At 61.8% G+C, this 15,202-nt stretch carries 16 protein-coding genes and 1 tRNA gene; 12 read left to right on the plus strand and 5 right to left on the minus strand.

Annotated elements, in window-relative coordinates:
- Positions 1-37 precede the first annotated feature (37 nt).
- The 3 genes from J7557_RS17770 to J7557_RS17780 form a co-directional block, all read right to left on the minus strand.
- Positions 38-727 (minus strand): PadR family transcriptional regulator, encoded by a 690-nt coding sequence (locus J7557_RS17770; protein WP_291421373.1) that lies wholly within the window; start codon positions 725-727, stop codon positions 38-40.
- A 196-nt stretch (positions 728-923) separates the two neighbouring features.
- Complete coding sequence (locus J7557_RS17775) at positions 924-2,066, minus strand: crosslink repair DNA glycosylase YcaQ family protein (RefSeq protein WP_291421374.1); 1,143 nt, start codon at positions 2,064-2,066, stop codon at positions 924-926.
- Positions 2,067-2,132: 66 nt separating this feature from the next.
- A complete protein-coding gene (locus J7557_RS17780) occupies positions 2,133-3,899 on the minus strand; it encodes an alpha/beta-hydrolase family protein (RefSeq protein ID WP_291421375.1) in 1,767 nt (588 codons plus the stop codon).
- A gap of 163 nt (positions 3,900-4,062) precedes the next feature.
- Here J7557_RS17780 and J7557_RS17785 point away from each other — a divergent pair, with 163 nt between their 5' ends.
- Entirely contained in the window at positions 4,063-4,779 is a 717-nt protein-coding gene (locus J7557_RS17785) for a hypothetical protein (RefSeq protein WP_291421376.1), read from the plus strand.
- Entirely contained in the window at positions 4,728-5,363 is a 636-nt protein-coding gene (locus J7557_RS17790; protein WP_291421377.1) for a hypothetical protein, read from the plus strand. The genes J7557_RS17785 and J7557_RS17790 overlap by 52 nt, the downstream gene beginning before the upstream one ends.
- Positions 5,364-5,440: 77 nt before the next feature.
- Here the strand turns inward: J7557_RS17790 and J7557_RS17795 are convergent.
- Both J7557_RS17795 and J7557_RS17800 read right to left on the minus strand, forming a co-directional pair.
- Positions 5,441-5,516, minus strand: a tRNA-Ala gene (locus J7557_RS17795).
- 139 nt (positions 5,517-5,655) lie between these two features.
- Entirely contained in the window at positions 5,656-6,060 is a 405-nt protein-coding gene (locus tag J7557_RS17800; RefSeq protein WP_035084442.1) for a TIGR02300 family protein, read from the minus strand.
- A 189-nt stretch (positions 6,061-6,249) separates the two neighbouring features.
- Here J7557_RS17800 and J7557_RS17805 point away from each other — a divergent pair, with 189 nt between their 5' ends.
- The 10 genes from J7557_RS17805 to accD all read left to right on the plus strand — a co-directional run bounded on the left by J7557_RS17805 (position 6,250) and on the right by accD (position 15,130).
- Complete coding sequence (locus J7557_RS17805; RefSeq protein WP_291421378.1) at positions 6,250-6,903, plus strand: d(CMP) kinase; 654 nt, start codon at positions 6,250-6,252, stop codon at positions 6,901-6,903.
- A gap of 143 nt (positions 6,904-7,046) precedes the next feature.
- Positions 7,047-8,801, plus strand: coding sequence for a 30S ribosomal protein S1 (gene rpsA, locus J7557_RS17810; protein WP_291421441.1), 1,755 nt, complete (start codon positions 7,047-7,049; stop codon positions 8,799-8,801).
- Positions 8,802-8,873: 72 nt separating this feature from the next.
- The gene (locus J7557_RS17815) at positions 8,874-9,377 is read left to right on the plus strand and encodes a GNAT family N-acetyltransferase (protein ID WP_291421379.1); all 504 of its coding nucleotides are present in this window, start codon (positions 8,874-8,876) and stop codon (positions 9,375-9,377) included.
- A gap of 87 nt (positions 9,378-9,464) precedes the next feature.
- Positions 9,465-10,409, plus strand: a complete 945-nt coding sequence (gene sppA / locus J7557_RS17820) for a signal peptide peptidase SppA (protein WP_291421380.1) — start codon at positions 9,465-9,467, stop codon at positions 10,407-10,409.
- A 37-nt stretch (positions 10,410-10,446) separates the two neighbouring features.
- Positions 10,447-10,728: an integration host factor subunit beta gene (locus J7557_RS17825; RefSeq protein WP_035084445.1), complete on the plus strand. Its 282-nt coding sequence runs from the start codon at positions 10,447-10,449 to the stop codon at positions 10,726-10,728.
- 46 nt (positions 10,729-10,774) lie between these two features.
- Positions 10,775-11,137, plus strand: a complete 363-nt coding sequence (locus J7557_RS17830) for a LapA family protein (RefSeq protein ID WP_291421381.1) — start codon at positions 10,775-10,777, stop codon at positions 11,135-11,137.
- Between the two features lie 55 nt (positions 11,138-11,192).
- On the plus strand, positions 11,193-11,840 hold the full coding sequence (locus J7557_RS17835; protein ID WP_291421382.1) for a phosphoribosylanthranilate isomerase: 648 nt from the start codon (positions 11,193-11,195) through the stop codon (positions 11,838-11,840).
- A 46-nt stretch (positions 11,841-11,886) separates the two neighbouring features.
- Positions 11,887-13,101: a tryptophan synthase subunit beta gene (trpB, locus tag J7557_RS17840; protein ID WP_291421383.1), complete on the plus strand. Its 1,215-nt coding sequence runs from the start codon at positions 11,887-11,889 to the stop codon at positions 13,099-13,101.
- Complete coding sequence (gene trpA / locus J7557_RS17845) at positions 13,101-13,925, plus strand: tryptophan synthase subunit alpha (protein ID WP_291421384.1); 825 nt, start codon at positions 13,101-13,103, stop codon at positions 13,923-13,925. Before trpB ends, trpA begins: the two co-directional genes overlap by 1 nt.
- A 230-nt stretch (positions 13,926-14,155) precedes the next feature.
- A complete protein-coding gene (gene accD, locus J7557_RS17850) occupies positions 14,156-15,130 on the plus strand; it encodes an acetyl-CoA carboxylase, carboxyltransferase subunit beta (protein WP_291421385.1) in 975 nt (324 codons plus the stop codon).
- The last annotated feature ends 72 nt before the right edge of the window (positions 15,131-15,202 follow it).

Here is a 15,202-nt window from a genome sequence, read left to right on the forward strand (position 1 = left end):
CTCGGGCTTGACCCGAGGGCTCTGCACTCGCATTGGATCAGAGATCCACGTCATCCTCGCCCAGCGCATCCACTTCCGCGGCGGCGCGACGCAGAATCTCTGCCGCCCGGCGCTGATGCTCCTCCGAGCCATGCCGCGCCTTACGGATCGCTGATTTCAGAGCCTTCCGAGCCTGATCCAGCTCCGGCACGGCATCGTGCAGCGGCCGGTCTTCACCCCCGCGATGCTGCGGCTCATTGCCATCTTCCGGCCGCCCACCAAAGGGCCAATCCGCCCGCACGAATTCGCGGAACCGGTTGAACTGCTCGCCAGTCCGGGCCAGGAAATCCAATGTGGAAGCCACGGCCTCGCGGTTTTCATTCAGATGCGCCCGGCCTTCCTCGGTGATCGTATAGAGCTTCTTGTTGCCCTCGGCCGACGAGGTCACGAAGCCCGCTTCTTCAAGATAGGTCAGCGCCGGATAGACGATGCCGGGGCTCGGCGAATAGACGCCATTGGAGCGCTCCTCGATGGCCTTGATCAGGTCATAGCCATGCCGCGGCTGCTGCTCGATGAGATAGAGCGCCACAAGCCGCACATCGCCCGAGGCGAGCATGCGCCCCACGCGGAAATTGCCGCCGATATTGCCCAGATCCTCTTCGCTGAAATTCTGGAATTTGCCCCAGCCGCGACGAGCCATCTGCTCGAAACGCCGCCAATTGGGTTCGCCATTGCGCCAGTAAGACATGATGTGTCTCCGATATGTTTTGTACCTGAACAATGAGGTTGGAACGACCCAATCTGCTTTCAAGATATATCTTATGAAAGAATCGTAATGTGATCGGCAGCAGGTCTTTCTCGGCGCCAATCACGCCCGCAGCAGTCACCCCCTCCCATCCTCCCCCCTGATGGCGGAGGATGGGAGGGGGGATTTCGGCGCGAACCTACACCCCCAGTTGAAACCTCTCGAACCGCCCCAGTTCCGCGTCCACCGCCGACTTCTCCTCAGCCCCAACCTCTTCGAGCCAGGTCCATTTCTGCACCAGCAGTTTTCCTGCCGCCCGATCCGTCTTCAAATCCACCGCGGCCACAACCCGATCGCCCACCAGCACCGGCAGCGCGAAATAGCCATAGACCCGCTTTGCCGCCGGCAAATAGGCTTCGAACAGGTGGTCATAGCCAAAGAAAATCTTGAGCCGCTTGCGCTGGATAATCAGCGGATCAAACGGCGACAACACATGCACCCGGCCTGACGGCGCCGTCACCGCCTCCAGCACAGCCGGCTCTGCCCAGTGCGGCACCCTCTCTGCGCCTTCAATGACCACCGGCACCAGGTCCCGCCGCTTCACCCGCGCTTCGATCAATTCGCGCACCGCCTTCTTGGCCGGTGCATTGAGATGGCAGATGGAATCGAGGCTCACGATGCCCTGGCTCTTCAGCGCCCGATCCAGCAGATAGGCCGTGATCTGCCGTTCCGTAGCCGGCTTGGGACTCGCTTCCCAGCCGAAATGCCGGTCAATCAGGTCGTAGGTCTTGAGCATGCCCTCGCGCGCCGAAATCGCCACATGGCCCTGATAGAACATCAGTTGCAGCACGCGCTTTGACGGCTTTCGGCTCGCCCAGGGGTGGTCCTTGTCGACCAGCTCATCGTCGTCGATATCGCGAATGGAGAGCGGCCCTTCCATGCGCAGCCGTTTCTTCATCGCCGCGATTTCCGCCTTGCTCACCGTGCCGAACCAGGCGCTCGGCTTTTCTCGATAGGCTTTCATCGCCGGCACGAAAAAGCGCAGGTCGGCGGCCGGCACATAGCTCAGCGCGTGCGTCCAATATTCGAGGATCGATTTATCGACGCTCTGCAGATGCGCGAGATCGGTCCGCCGATAATCGGGTATGCGGGAAAAAAGAATGTGATGGTGGCAGCGCTCGATCACATTGATCGTGTCGATCTGCACATAGCCCAGATGCGCGATCGCCGCCGCGGAGGCCGCAGGACCGGAATCGAATGGCGCCTCCTCATCGAGTCGCTGCGCCCTGAGCCAGATTTTTCGCGCTTTTTCGGCGCTTATTGTGATGGGTTTTCTAGCCACGTCGCAAAGTCCTTGTCCGGCACGGAATCGAAGAGATGCCAGAAGGATATCTTGCGTCAAACCCGATTATGGCAGGAGGCTAATTGGCAGCAACGGGCTGGTTGTGCGGAACCAGCCACCCTCGATCAGCGCCCGCGGCCCATGCCGGGTCAGCTTTGCCTCCAGCGCCTCAAGTTCTGCCGGCGAAAAATCCTGCGGGTCGGTGACCGCCACCCAGCCATCAAAATAGTCCTGCGGCGCATAGACATGCCCAAAGCCGATGGGCGCGGTCTGGGCCAGCGCCATGTCGAGTGCCAGTTGCAGGAAGGTGACGACCGGATACCAGTTAAGCAGCGGCGAGACCGAAGGCGCCCGCTCGCCGCTGAGCCAGGCCGGCTCGCGATAGGGCAGCGCCCAATCGAAGAAGACAATGGGGTCCGAAGGATATTGCAGATAGACGATGCGCAGCGGCCCCCAGACTTCCGCGTCGTCGAGATCATCGCCCGTATTGGCGAAGCGTACCGTGGTCTCCTGCCCGATGCGCGGCCGCCAGAAGGGCGAACCGGGATCGCGATTGGCCGTCGTGGTGCGCCAGGCAGCGCTGGCAAAGGGCGGCCCCACCCAGAGCGCGCCATCAAAAGGATCGCCCAAAATGTCGTAAAGCTGCGCCGAGGCCGCCGAACTATAGGCACCGAGGCTGAGGCCATGGAGATAAAGCTTTGGCCGCCGGTCATGCGGCATCTCGGTCCAGCGTTCATAGACCGCGTTGAACAGCGCCCGCGCCGTCTCGACCCCGATATCGGGTTCGGAAACCAACGACAGCCAGCTCGTCAGATAGGAATATTGCACGGCAACGCTGGCCACATCCCCGCCATGGAGGAATTCCAACGTGTCGACGGCGGCAGGCTCCACCCAGCCGGTGCCCACCGGCATGATCAGCACCAGCACCGAGCGATCGAAGGCGCCGACCCGGTCCATTTCCCTGATCGCCAATGCCGCGCGCTCCTCGGGCGTTTCGGCCGAGCGCAGCCCGACATAGACGCGCAGCGGCGTCTCCGCCGGTTTTCTGGTGAGTTCGGCAATTTCCTCCGCCGTCGGGCCCGTCTCGACATAGACGCGGGCATCAATGCCGATCGTGTCCCACCTGACAAGGGATTGCGGGCTGCCTGAATGGAGGGGATCGGTCGGCGGCGGATCGGATATGCCCACCAGCCGGTCGAAATTGCCATAAAAACGATCGGCCGCCAGAAACAGTCCGCGCGCAATGACGCCATCGCCCACCGTTGCCGTCGCGAGGCCCACGAGGACCATCGCCCCCACCAGCGCCACGCGCGGCGGAATCAATCGCCCAAGCCAGCGCGCCACGAGGCGCACGCCATGAACGATCAGCGTCCCAATGCCCACCAGCAGCGCCGCCGGCAAAAGCGCAATCAGCGCCACCAGCAAGGGCTGCGTCGCTTCGAGCGGGGCTTCGCCCATGCCGGCGCGGATGGAATTTTGCCAGCCGGTCCAGAACCAGAGAAAGGCAATGGTGAGGATCAGGCAGGCCCCGGCGCAGATCCGCCCGGTCCAGCGCGCTATCCGCCTATTGGGCCAGCGCAGCTCCAGGAAATTCCACAGCCACTCGAGAAAAACCCCGATGCCATAGCCGGCAGCAAAAGCGCAGCCGCACAGAATTCCCTGCACGACCACATTGCGCGGAATGAGCGATGGCGTCAGCGACAGCGCGGCAAAGAGCAGCCCAAAAAGCCATCCACCGGCCGAGAGCGTATCAAGTCGCCGGCCCGCAAAGCGCACAAGGCGACGCCAACGGGGCTCGGTTTCGGACGAATGCGGACTGATACTCGATGACAAGGGGGGTGTCCCCGACTGGTTCTTGCCGACCAGTATAGAAAACTGGCCCTATGACACAACCGGGCCATCACGCATTGGCGCAATCGGGATAAATCCGGCTGGCGGCCGGAGCCGCCCTGCCATAGGCTCTTGCGGTCAATGGTGCCTTTTGGGGAGGGCGACCATGAAGGGCGTCATATCTGCGGTTCTGAACGCATGGGCCGTCTGGGTGCCGATCCTGGGCGGAACCGTGGCGGCCGTGCAGACCCTCTGGCAGTTGGACCTTTATCTGCGCGTCGGGCTGATGCTGGCCGGTGCAACTGTTAGCCTGATTGCCGCATCGCATTTTCTGGGTCGGTGGCGCGCAACGCGGACCGGCTTTCCAAACGCACAACAAAAGGCCGCCCTCAGACGCAAAGCGTGGCTGAGCCGTGGGGCGATCATCCTTGCCACCGCTACCCTGGTTCTGCTGGTGCGCGTCGTATTCGACCTCAGCGCCATCCAATATTGGCAGCCTCGGGATTCGGCCGGCGACAAGGCGATTATATATGCTTCCCTTGCCAGGGCCGAGCAGGTGAACGTTTCCCTTCCGCATGAGGGCGGCTGTCTCGTCGGCGATCTGGCGGGCCGGGCGGGCGCGGACTGGATTCCGGCCGGGCTTGGCACCAGCAATCCCGGAATCATCATCCGGAACTTCGCGTTTCCCGAGGCGGTTGCCGCCAATTGCCGCCCGGGAACAATGACGTCCGAACTCGTCGTCGATGCCCTGCCACCACCGCCGATCAAGCCACTGTCCGGCGCAGAGGCCAGCCGGTGGCATTCTATTTTCCTGATATGGGGAGTGCTGTCATGCGCGCTTGGATTGGCCTGGTTTCAGTATCGCTCGCGTGCCTCGGTGTAGGTGCGCTTGCGGGATATGCCTTCGCTCAGAATTCGGAACGGTTTGGCAGGCTCGGCAAGCTCGCCGACGCCGTAGAGGGCGATTTCCTCGAGAGCGGCAGCGCCATGGCCGCCCCACCACACGCAACGACCATGCGGGAGGGCGAGTGCGAGGCCTTTGTCGGGGCCGAACCCTTCGACAGGGATGAGATCGTCGACGGCAGCTTCATCCTCAATATCGATGGCGAGCAGGCGCTCTTTTCCCTCGTCGCGTGCTCTGCGGGATATATGCCCAGCTACTACCCCTATCTCTCCAACGAAGTGCACGGGGAGGCGATAAAGCCCTTCCCGATCCCCATGATCCCCCGCGACCTGGTCATGGCAGCGGACGGGCGATGGGAGGAACAGGCGGCAAACGCCATGCTGGCCCTCGCGAACACGGCGGGCGTCTACTATCGCACCGACCCCCGCCAGTTCGAAGCGGCCATGAGCCTGGCCGGACGGAAACTGCAGTCGGTCGATCCCGAAGTCGCAAAAGCCTTCGCCGGCCTCTATGGGGTGGCCGCCGCTTTCGGCAGAATTGGGCTAGGCGAGGCGTGTTGCTGAAAGGCACAACCGGACCACAACGCATTCGCGCGAAAACCGCGCTCGACGCTACCAGTCTGCCAACGATCTTGAGGAAATGGTGGAGCCAAGCGGGATCGAACCGCTGACCTCTTGCATGCCATGCAAGCGCTCTCCCAGCTGAGCTATGGCCCCATTCCGTGGGTCTCGGAGGCGCTTGGCCGTCCGAAGCGAGGCGGAACCTAGAGGATGATTCCGGACAACGCAAGTGCCTAAATGACACTTTTTTCATCCACCGGGGAAAACCCTCCCCGGCGGAAAAAATCAAATGAAATCAGCGGTCTTCGTCGTCGCCGACGTCAAAACCAAGGCCGTCATCGGCGTCGTCGTCTTCCTCTTCGAGGAACACGTCTTCTTCATCGTCGCCCAGCTCTTCGTCGACTTCGACATCGTCGACATCAGGGATTTCCTCGTCGCCGCCGCTCTCTTCGGCATCGGCATCCTCGAGGCTGACGATTTCAGGAGCGTTGGTGTCCTCGGCCTCTTCTTCTTCCTCGACCTCATCCTCATCGTCGATCTTGCGCGATGCGGTCGACGCCTTGCCGACGGCGAGGGTGTCGAAATAGGAGCGGGGGTAGGACTTGCCGGTATAGGGCGAGACGATCGGATCCATGTTCAGATCGTAGAACTTCTTGCCGGTATCGGGATCGGTACGTTTCGTGCCGCGTTCGTTGGCCATTTACATGCCTCGTCGATAGGGGAAAATGCCTGTGGCTGGCCGCCGCGGCCGCGCCTGATATTCGGCCAGTCCGGTTAGGTGCAAAGCCGGGTTGTGTCAAATCCTAAATGCGGGAGAAGCAAGGGTGGCCCCGTTAGGCCGAGCCATGCTAAGGCGGTCGATGATATGCCAAGCGCCGGGGTAAAGGTCATGATCATCGCCGTCGACGGACCGGCCGCTTCAGGCAAGGGTACCCTGGCCCAGGGCCTGGCGCGACACTACCAGCTGCCGCATCTCGATACCGGCCTTCTCTACCGCGCCGTCGGTGTGGCCGTGGAAGCCTTTGAAGACAAAGCCGAATTCGAGGCCGAAGCCGTCAATGCGGCACAAAAACTCGATGCCGCGCACCTTGTCGATCTCGATATCTTGACCAGCGCCAGGGCCGGCACGCTGGCCTCAAAGGTCGCCGTCATCGCCGAGGTGCGAAAAGCCCTCTTCAATTTCCAGCGCAATTTTGCCCTCCAGCCGGGCGGCGCGGTGCTCGATGGCCGTGATATCGGCACGAAAATCTGCCCCGACGCAGACGTAAAACTTTTCATCCAGGCCGACAGCAAGGCGCGCATGGAGCGTCGGGCCCGCCAGTTCGAGGCGCGCGGCGAGGTGGTTGATCGATATGCCCTCTATCACCAGATAGAAGAGCGGGATGCGCGCGACATGCTCAATCCCAATGGTGGTTTCTACAAGTCGGACGACGCGCACTTGCTCGATACGACGCAACTGAGTATAGAGGCCGCACTCCGCGCTGCCATCGCGATTGTCGATGAGGCCATGGCGCTCAAGGCAGGGGAACGTCAGTTCTCCTAATTTCCTCCTTGAGGCTGTTGGGCTCCGGCCATCATCCAAAGCCTTGGCCCGGAAACAGACTAAACAATCGTCCTATCAGAGAAACGGTGCTCCGTGCGCCGGCTTCGGCATTTGTGCTGAAGCGGACCCGAATTCTCAATGGGATCAGCAACCCTCAACGACCGGCGCAACGGAGAAAAAGTTTGGCACAGCAAACTGTGACTAAAGAAGATTTTGAATCGATGCTGCTCGACTCCTTTGTCGACAACGATGCCGCTGAAGGCACCGTTGTTCGTGGCAAAGTCGTCGCCATCGAAAAAGACCTGGCCATCATCGACGTTGGTCTCAAGACCGAAGGCCGCGTCCCGCTGAAGGAATTCGGCCAGGCCGGCCGCGACGGCACCATCACCATCGGTTCGGACGTCGAGGTCTATGTCGACCGCGTCGAAAACGCCATGGGCGAAGCTGTCCTCTCGCGTGAGAAGGCCCGCCGCGAAGAGAGCTGGGTCAAGCTCGAAGAGAAGTACAACGCCAATGAGCGCGTTGAAGGCACGATCTTCAACCAGGTCAAGGGTGGTTTCACCGTCGATCTGGAAGGCGCCGTGGCCTTCCTGCCGCGTTCGCAGGTCGATATCCGTCCGATCCGCGATATCGCTCCGCTCATGAACGTGCCGCAACCGTTCCAGATCCTGAAGATGGACAAGCGTCGCGGCAATATCGTCGTTTCGCGTCGCGCCATCCTCGAAGAATCGCGCGCCGAACAGCGTTCGGAAATCGTCCAGCAGCTCGAAGAGGGCCAGGTTGTCGACGGCGTGGTCAAGAACATCACCGATTATGGTGCGTTCGTTGACCTCGGCGGCATCGACGGCCTGCTGCACGTCACCGATATCGCATGGCGTCGCGTCAATCACCCGTCCGAAGTGCTCACGATCGGCGAGACCATCAAGGTCCAGATCGTTCGCATCAACCACGAATCCCACCGTATCTCGCTCGGCATGAAGCAGCTCCAGGCTGATCCCTGGGAAGGCATCGAAGCCAAGTACCCGATCGGTGCCAAGTTCTCTGGCCGCGTGACCAACATCACTGACTACGGCGCATTCGTCGAACTGGAGCCGGGCATCGAAGGCCTGATCCACGTTTCGGAAATGAGCTGGACCAAGAAGAACGTCCACCCGGGCAAGATCGTCTCGACCTCGCAGGAAGTCGACGTCGTCGTGCTCGAAGTCGATCCGGACAAGCGCCGCATCTCGCTCGGTCTCAAGCAGACCCTGCAGAATCCATGGGAAGCTTTCGCCGAGAAGAACCCGGTTGGCGCCACCATCGAAGGCGAAGTCAAGAACAAGACCGAATTTGGTCTCTTCATCGGCCTCGAAGGCGATGTGGACGGCATGGTTCACCTCTCCGACCTCGATTGGCAGAAGTCCGGTGAAGTCGCTCTCGACGACTATAACCGTGGCGACATCGTCAAGGCCAAGGTTCTCGACGTCGACGTCGAGAAGGAACGTATCTCGCTCGGTATCAAGCAGCTCGCTGCTGATGACCTCGCCGAATCGAGTGCAGCTGCTGGCGGCGAAGCCGGTGGCCTGCGCAAGAACGCCGTGGTCACCACTGAAGTCATCGACGTCAACGAAGGCGGCATTGAAGTGCGCATCGCTGACAGCGAAGTGACCTCGTTCATCCGTCGTGCTGACCTCAGCCGCGACCGCAACGACCAGCGTCCGGAACGTTTCTCCAAGGGCGAAAAGGTCGACGCTCGCGTCACCCAGTACGACCGCAAGACCGGCCGCATCCAGCTCTCGATCAAGGCGCTCGAAATCGCCGAAGAACGTGAAGCCGTTGCGAACTTCGGTTCGTCGGACTCGGGCGCTTCGCTCGGCGACATCCTCGGCGCCGCCCTCAAGGGCCGCGACGAAAAGTAAGCGTCACGCTTATTTGCAATCTTTCGGCCCGCGCTCTATCAGCGCGGGTCGTTTTGTTTGGGGATCAATGTCATGCTTTTCAGGGATGTCTCCTGGCGCGCCATGAGCGGCTATGACCTCGACGCGGTCTCGAGCATTGCGGCTAAAGTCCATCCGGGCTTTTTCGAAGCCGACGAGGTGCTTGCCGAAAAGCACACGCTTTATCGCAATGGCTGCTACTTGCTCGAAGTCGCTGAAAAGCCTGCCGGTTATGTCTTGAGCCATCCTTGGACACGCGGATCGCTGCCCGCACTTAACGCGCTGATCGGCGCGCTGCCCGATCAGCCGGACACTTTTTACATCCACGATCTTGCCTTGCTGCCTGTGACGCGCGGCGTCGGCGCTGCCGGCCAGATCATCGCCGCCCTCACCAAGCATGCGAAGGCCATGGGTTTTCCGACCATGAGTCTCGTTGCCGTCAACGGCTCCATGCCGTTCTGGGAAAAGCATGGTTTTGTCGCCGAAGACCGCCCGGAATTGACCGAAAAGCTTGCCGCCTATGAAGATGCCGCGCGCTACATGGTAAAAATGCTCTAGGCGCGGAACGCCGCAGCCGGCCCAAAGCATCTGGCCGTTTTGCCTGATGCGTGTATGGTCCCAGACGAAATATTGCAGGACCGCGCCGTGACCCAGATACCTCCCTCACAAGCCCATGAAGCGCTGGCCGCAGACACATTCAGGCGCTCGCGCGGGCGCTGGCGCATTTTTGCCCTTGTCGCCGCCGTTGCCGTTGTTCTCGCGCTCTTTGGCCGCTTTGCCAAGCCCAGCGCAACCGGCGACATCATCGCGCGGATCACCATCGATGGCACCATTTCAACCAATGCCGCCCGGCAAAAAGTCTTTTCGCGTTTGATCGAGGACGACAAGGTGAAAGCCGTGATCGTCGCCATCAACTCGCCCGGCGGCACCACGGCGGGCGGCGAGGAGCTCTACGAATCCCTCCGGCGGCTGAGCGCCGAAAAGCCCACGGTGTCGGTCATCAACGAGCTTGGCGCCTCTGCTGCCTATATGACCGCCATCGGCACCGATCACATTTTTGCCCGGCGCCTTTCGATCGTGGGCTCGATCGGCGTGCTCTACCAGCACGTCAATGCCGGAAAACTCCTCGACACCATCGGCATCGACCTCGACAAGGTGGCTTCCGGACCGCTCAAGGCAGAACCCGATTTCAACGAGCCGCTGGATGGCGCACCGCGCGCTTCGCTTGCGGCCCTTGTCGAAGACAGCTTTGTCTGGTTCGTCGATATCGTGGCGGAACGCCGCAATATCCCCCGTCCGACGGCCCTCGCGCTAGCCGATGGCCGCATCGTCACCGGCCGCGTCGCGCTTGAAAACCAGCTCATCGACGCCTTGGGCGGCGAAACCGAAGCGATAGCCTGGCTCGAAAGCGAGAAGGGCGTCACCGAAGATCTCCCCGTCATTTCCGCCTGGCCGCTGCCCGACGAAGGCTTTGGCTGGGTCGGCCAATTGCTCGGCGGATCGGCCCGTGCGGCATTGGGACTTCCTGCGGAAGGTCCTGTGATGCTTGACGGTTTGGTTTCGCTTTGGCAGGTTGGAACGAACCCCTGAGGCAAGGGGATGAGCGTCTTGGAGACCGGAGCCTTCCATGATCAAGTCTGAACTTGTCGAGAAGCTCGCCGCAGAGAATCCGCATCTCTTCCAGCGCGACATCGAAAACATCGTCAATGCCATTCTCGACCAGATCGGGGATGCCATGGCGCGCGGTGACCGTGTCGAATTGCGCGGCTTCGGCGCCTTTTCCGTGAAAAACCGTCCGGCTCGCGTCGGGCGCAACCCTCGCACCGGCGAACAGGTCGATGTCGAGGAAAAGTACGTGCCGCAGTTCAAGGCCGGCAAGGAAATCCGCGAGCGCCTCAATCGCGAGTAAGATCGTGATCGGCGCCTGACGGGCCCTCGAATAGTTCGGAAGACTTATGGTCAGCAAGATCGTTGGTTGGCTGGTTCTGGTGCCGCTTTGCGCGGTATTGGTGGCCTTTGCCCTCGCCAACCGGCAATTGGTCGCCATCAACCTCAATCCCTTCGGCGCTCCGGCTTCGGCCGATGCCGCCGGCTATGGCATTCCGCTCTTTGTCGTCCTCTATATCGTGCTGCTGATCGGGGTTCTGCTCGGCGGCACCGCGACCTGGTTTGCGCAAGGCCAGCACCGCAAGCGCGAGCGCCAGTGGCGTCGCGAAGCACAGGCGCTGAATTCGGAGCTGGAAGCCCAGCGCCGGCGCCAGGGACAGGGCGGCAACAATGCCCTTTCCGAAGTCGACGAAATCCTGGACCTGCGGTGATCGCATGCCCCTGCCCCACTCCTTCTAGCTCCGAGAGCCGAGTTCCGACCACGCGATGGCCGACCCCCTGATCATCAAAATCTGCGGCATCAAGACCTTTGCCATGCTCGACGCGGCCATTGCCGCCGGTGCCGACATGATCGGCTTCATGCATTTTGCCCGCTCGCCTCGCCATGTACCTATCGAAATGCTGGGCGAACTGATTTCCGCTGCCCGCGGGCAGGTCGAAAGCTGCGTCGTGCTGGTCAATCCGGACAATAGCTCGGTCGCCGAGGTCGCCGCGCTCGGTCCTGACTGGATTCAGCTCCATGGCCCCGAAACCCCGCATCGTGTCGAAGCCATTCGCGCCGAGGCTGGCGTCGAGATCATGAAGGCGCTGCCCATCGGCACGGCAGAGGACGTGGCGCAAGTTACTGGTTTTACCGACGTCGCCGACCGCATCCTTCTCGACGCCAAGCCGCCAAAAGGCTCGGACCGGCCCGGCGGATTGGGCGAAAGTTTTGACTGGTCGCTCCTCAAGGCGCTTGACCCGTCCGTGCCCTTCATGCTTTCCGGTGGCCTGACGCCGGACAACGTCGCTGAAGCCGTAAGAACCGTTTCGCCTTTTGGCATAGACGTGTCTTCGGGCGTCGAGCGGGCACCCGGCGAAAAGGACAAGAGGCTGATCGAGGCGTTCATCCGCAACGCCAGGGCGGCCGGCTAAGGATCGTTTGCCGGGTTTTCTCTCGGCGGCGCCGAGAGGACCTCAAATGGACGGCACGAATTCCCTGCGCAATGGCCCCGACGAGCACGGCCGCTTCGGGCTCTATGGCGGACGTTTCGTCGCCGAAACCCTGATGCCGCTGATCCTTGATCTTGAAAAGGAATATCGGGCCGCCAAGGTCGATCCCGCCTATCAGGCTGAGATCAAGGATCTCGCCACCCACTATACCGGCCGTCCGAGCCCGCTCTACTACGCCGAGCGCCTCAGCAAGCATCTGGGCGGCGCAAAAGTCTGGTTCAAGCGCGAAGAGCTGAACCATACCGGCTCGCACAAGATCAACAATTGCCTCGGCCAGATTCTCCTCGCCAAGCGCATGGGCAAAACCCGCATCATTGCCGAAACCGGCGCCGGCCAGCATGGCGTGGCGACGGCGACGGTCTGCGCCAAGTTCGACCTCCCCTGCACCATCTTCATGGGCGCCACCGACGTCGAGCGGCAGATGCCCAACGTTCTCCGCATGAAGATGCTCGGCGCCGAAGTCCGTCCGGTCACCGCCGGTGCCGGTACGCTCAAGGACGCCATGAACGAGGCGCTGCGCGACTGGGTTACCAATGTCGAAAACACTTACTACCTGATCGGCACCGCGGCCGGTCCGCATCCCTATCCGGAAATGGTTCGAGATTTTCAGTCGGTCATCGGCACCGAGCTGAAGGAGCAATTCCGCGAGCTCGAGGGCAAGCTGCCTGACGCTGTGGTCGCCTGTGTCGGCGGCGGCTCCAATGCCATCGGCACTTTTCATGCCTTTCTCGATGATCCCGAAGTCGCCATCTATGGCGCCGAAGCTGGCGGCCATGGCATCGAGGTCGAAAACGGCCATGCCGCCTCGATGACCGGCGGCCGCCCCGGCGTGCTGCACGGCAACCGCACCTACCTGCTGCAGGACAAGGACGGCCAGATCCTGGAAGGCCATTCCATTTCCGCCGGCCTCGACTATCCCGGCGTTGGCCCGGAGCACTCCTACCTCCACGATAGCAAGCGCGTGACTTATGTGCCGATCACCGACAATGAAGCGCTCGAAGCTTTCCAGCTCTGCACCAGGATGGAAGGCATCATTCCCGCGCTTGAATCCGCGCATGGACTTGCGCAGGTGATCAAACTGGCGCCGACCCTCGGCCCGGACAAATCCGTCGTGCTGTGCCTCTCGGGTCGCGGCGACAAGGACGTGGAAAGCGTCGGCAAGTATCTGGGGCTGCTAAAATAATGACCACCCGTATCGACCGCACTTTCGCCGCCGCCAAGGCCGCCAATCGCCCCCTGCTCGCGGCCTATGTCATGGGTGGCGATCCTGATCTTGCGACCGGCCAGGCGATCATGAACGCCCTGCCGCAGGCCGGTGCCGACATCATCGAACTGGGCCTGCCCTTTTCCGACCCCATGGCCGATGGCGTCGCCATCCAGATGGGTGGCCAGCGCGCCCTCAAGGCCGGGCAGACGCTGCGCGGCGTTCTGGGCATGGTCGAAGAATTCCGCCGCAAGGACGAGACCACCCCGGTCGTGCTGATGGGCTACTACAATCCCATCTACAGCCTCGGCGTCGACAAGTTCCTGACCCTAGCCAAGGAAGCGGGCGTCGATGGCCTGATCATCGTCGACCTGCCGGCCGAGGAAGACAATGAACTCTGCATTCCGGCGCTGAAGGCTGGTCTCAATTTCATTCGCCTGACAACGCCCACCACCGACGATGTCCGCCTGCCGACCGTGCTCGAGAACACCTCGGGCTTTGTCTACTACGTGTCGATGAACGGTGTGACCGGCGCTGCCATCAAGTCGCGCGGCGCCGTCGGCGAGGCCGTGCAGCGCATCAAGGCGCATACCGACCTGCCCGTCATCGTCGGGTTTGGTATCAAGACTGCCGATGACGCCGCCGAGATCGGCCGCCATGCCGACGGCATAGCCGTGGGTACGGTGCTGGTGGACGCAGTTGGAAAATCGCTGGTCGATGGCAAGGCCACCGACAAGACCGTCGCCGCCGTCCGCGACCTCGTGGCGGACCTGGCCGGTGGGCTCAAGCGGTCTAGAGCATAAGTAAACTTTCCATCGTCACCACCAGGCCTGTCCCGGTGGTCCATGCGGAGGCGAGATGGATTGCCCGGACAAGCCGGGCGATGACGACAAGGTCGGTACTGTGCATAGCGCGTCTCTTGCCTTTGCCGCTGGCCTTCCCACCTGATAAGAATTGCCACAATTGACGTTTAGGTGACGTCCACAGGCGTTTCACAAAGCGCCCCCGAGATCACCGCGAAAAAGGCCGCGCCATGAACTGGATCGACAATTTCGTCCGCCCCAAAATCCGCTCGTTCCTCACCAACAAGCGCGACACGCCGGAAAACCTTTGGGTGAAAGACCCCGAATCCGGCGAGATGGTGTTCTATCGCGATCTCGAAGCCAATCAGTGGGTCGTGCCGAATTCCGGCTACCACATGAAGATCAAGCCGACCGATCGGCTGAACACCTTCTTCGACGACGGCGCCTATGACCTCGTGCCGGTCGCCTCGGTCCCGGTCGATCCCTTAAAATTCCGCGACCAGAAGCGCTATACCGACCGCCTCAAGGAAAACCGCGCCAAGACCGGTTTCGAGGACAGCGTCATCGTCGCCACCGGCAAACTCTACAAGCGCGACATCACCGTCGCGGTGCAGGATTTCGACTTCATGGGTGGCTCGCTCGGCATGGCTGCCGGCCAGGGCATCATCACCGGTCTTGAAACTGCCGTCGAGCGCAAGACGCCCTTCGTGCTCTTCGTGTCCTCGGGCGGCGCCCGCATGCAGGAAGGCGTGCTCTCGCTGATGCAGATGCCGCGTACCACCGTTGCCGTACTGCGCCTGCGCGAAGCCGGGCTACCCTTCTTCGTCGTCATCACCAATCCGACCACCGGCGGCGTCACCGCATCCTATGCGATGCTGGGCGACGTCCACATTGCAGAGCCCGGCGCCCTGATCGGCTTTGCCGGCCAGCGCGTCATTGAGCAGACCATCCGCGAAAAGCTCCCCAAGGGTTTTCAGCGCTCGGAATATCTCTACGAGCACGGCATGGTCGACATGGTCGTCCACCGCCACAACCTGCGCTCGACCATCGGCTCGCTCGCCAGCATTCTGACCCGCGCCCCGGCCAATGACGAGCTTTCGAGCTCGACCAGCAAGGCCATCGCGGCGCAATCGAGCCTGCGGGACGCAGCCGTGGCTGCGGAGGGCGACGACGATCTCGCGCCGGCCGCCGCACATGCTGAATAGAGCCTTTACCGGCACTTAACGGCGTTCGCCTAACCTCGCGCAAATTAGTTCGCCCAGCCGACGGGAATCGGC

Origin of the sequence: Devosia sp. (assembly GCF_017744655.1) — a bacterium.
Classification (GTDB): Bacteria; Pseudomonadota; Alphaproteobacteria; order Rhizobiales; family Devosiaceae; genus Devosia.

Bases quoted from the DNA above. Each gene is read 5' to 3' on its own strand.
- J7557_RS17770 (WP_291421373.1), bottom strand. From the start codon at position 727: ATGTCTTACTGGCGCAATGGCGAACCCAATTGGCGGCGTTTCGAGCAG.
- J7557_RS17785 (WP_291421376.1), top strand. From the start codon at position 4,063: ATGAAGGGCGTCATATCTGCGGTTCTGAACGCATGGGCCGTCTGGGTG.
- J7557_RS17790 (WP_291421377.1), top strand. From the start codon at position 4,728: ATGCGCGCTTGGATTGGCCTGGTTTCAGTATCGCTCGCGTGCCTCGGT.
- J7557_RS17800 (WP_035084442.1), bottom strand. From the start codon at position 6,060: ATGGCCAACGAACGCGGCACGAAACGTACCGATCCCGATACCGGCAAG.
- J7557_RS17805 (WP_291421378.1), top strand. From the start codon at position 6,250: ATGATCATCGCCGTCGACGGACCGGCCGCTTCAGGCAAGGGTACCCTG.
- J7557_RS17815 (WP_291421379.1), top strand. From the start codon at position 8,874: ATGCTTTTCAGGGATGTCTCCTGGCGCGCCATGAGCGGCTATGACCTC.
- J7557_RS17825 (WP_035084445.1), top strand. From the start codon at position 10,447: ATGATCAAGTCTGAACTTGTCGAGAAGCTCGCCGCAGAGAATCCGCAT.
- J7557_RS17830 (WP_291421381.1), top strand. From the start codon at position 10,775: ATGGTCAGCAAGATCGTTGGTTGGCTGGTTCTGGTGCCGCTTTGCGCG.
- J7557_RS17835 (WP_291421382.1), top strand. From the start codon at position 11,193: ATGGCCGACCCCCTGATCATCAAAATCTGCGGCATCAAGACCTTTGCC.
- trpB (WP_291421383.1), top strand. From the start codon at position 11,887: ATGGACGGCACGAATTCCCTGCGCAATGGCCCCGACGAGCACGGCCGC.
- trpA (WP_291421384.1), top strand. From the start codon at position 13,101: ATGACCACCCGTATCGACCGCACTTTCGCCGCCGCCAAGGCCGCCAAT.
- accD (WP_291421385.1), top strand. From the start codon at position 14,156: ATGAACTGGATCGACAATTTCGTCCGCCCCAAAATCCGCTCGTTCCTC.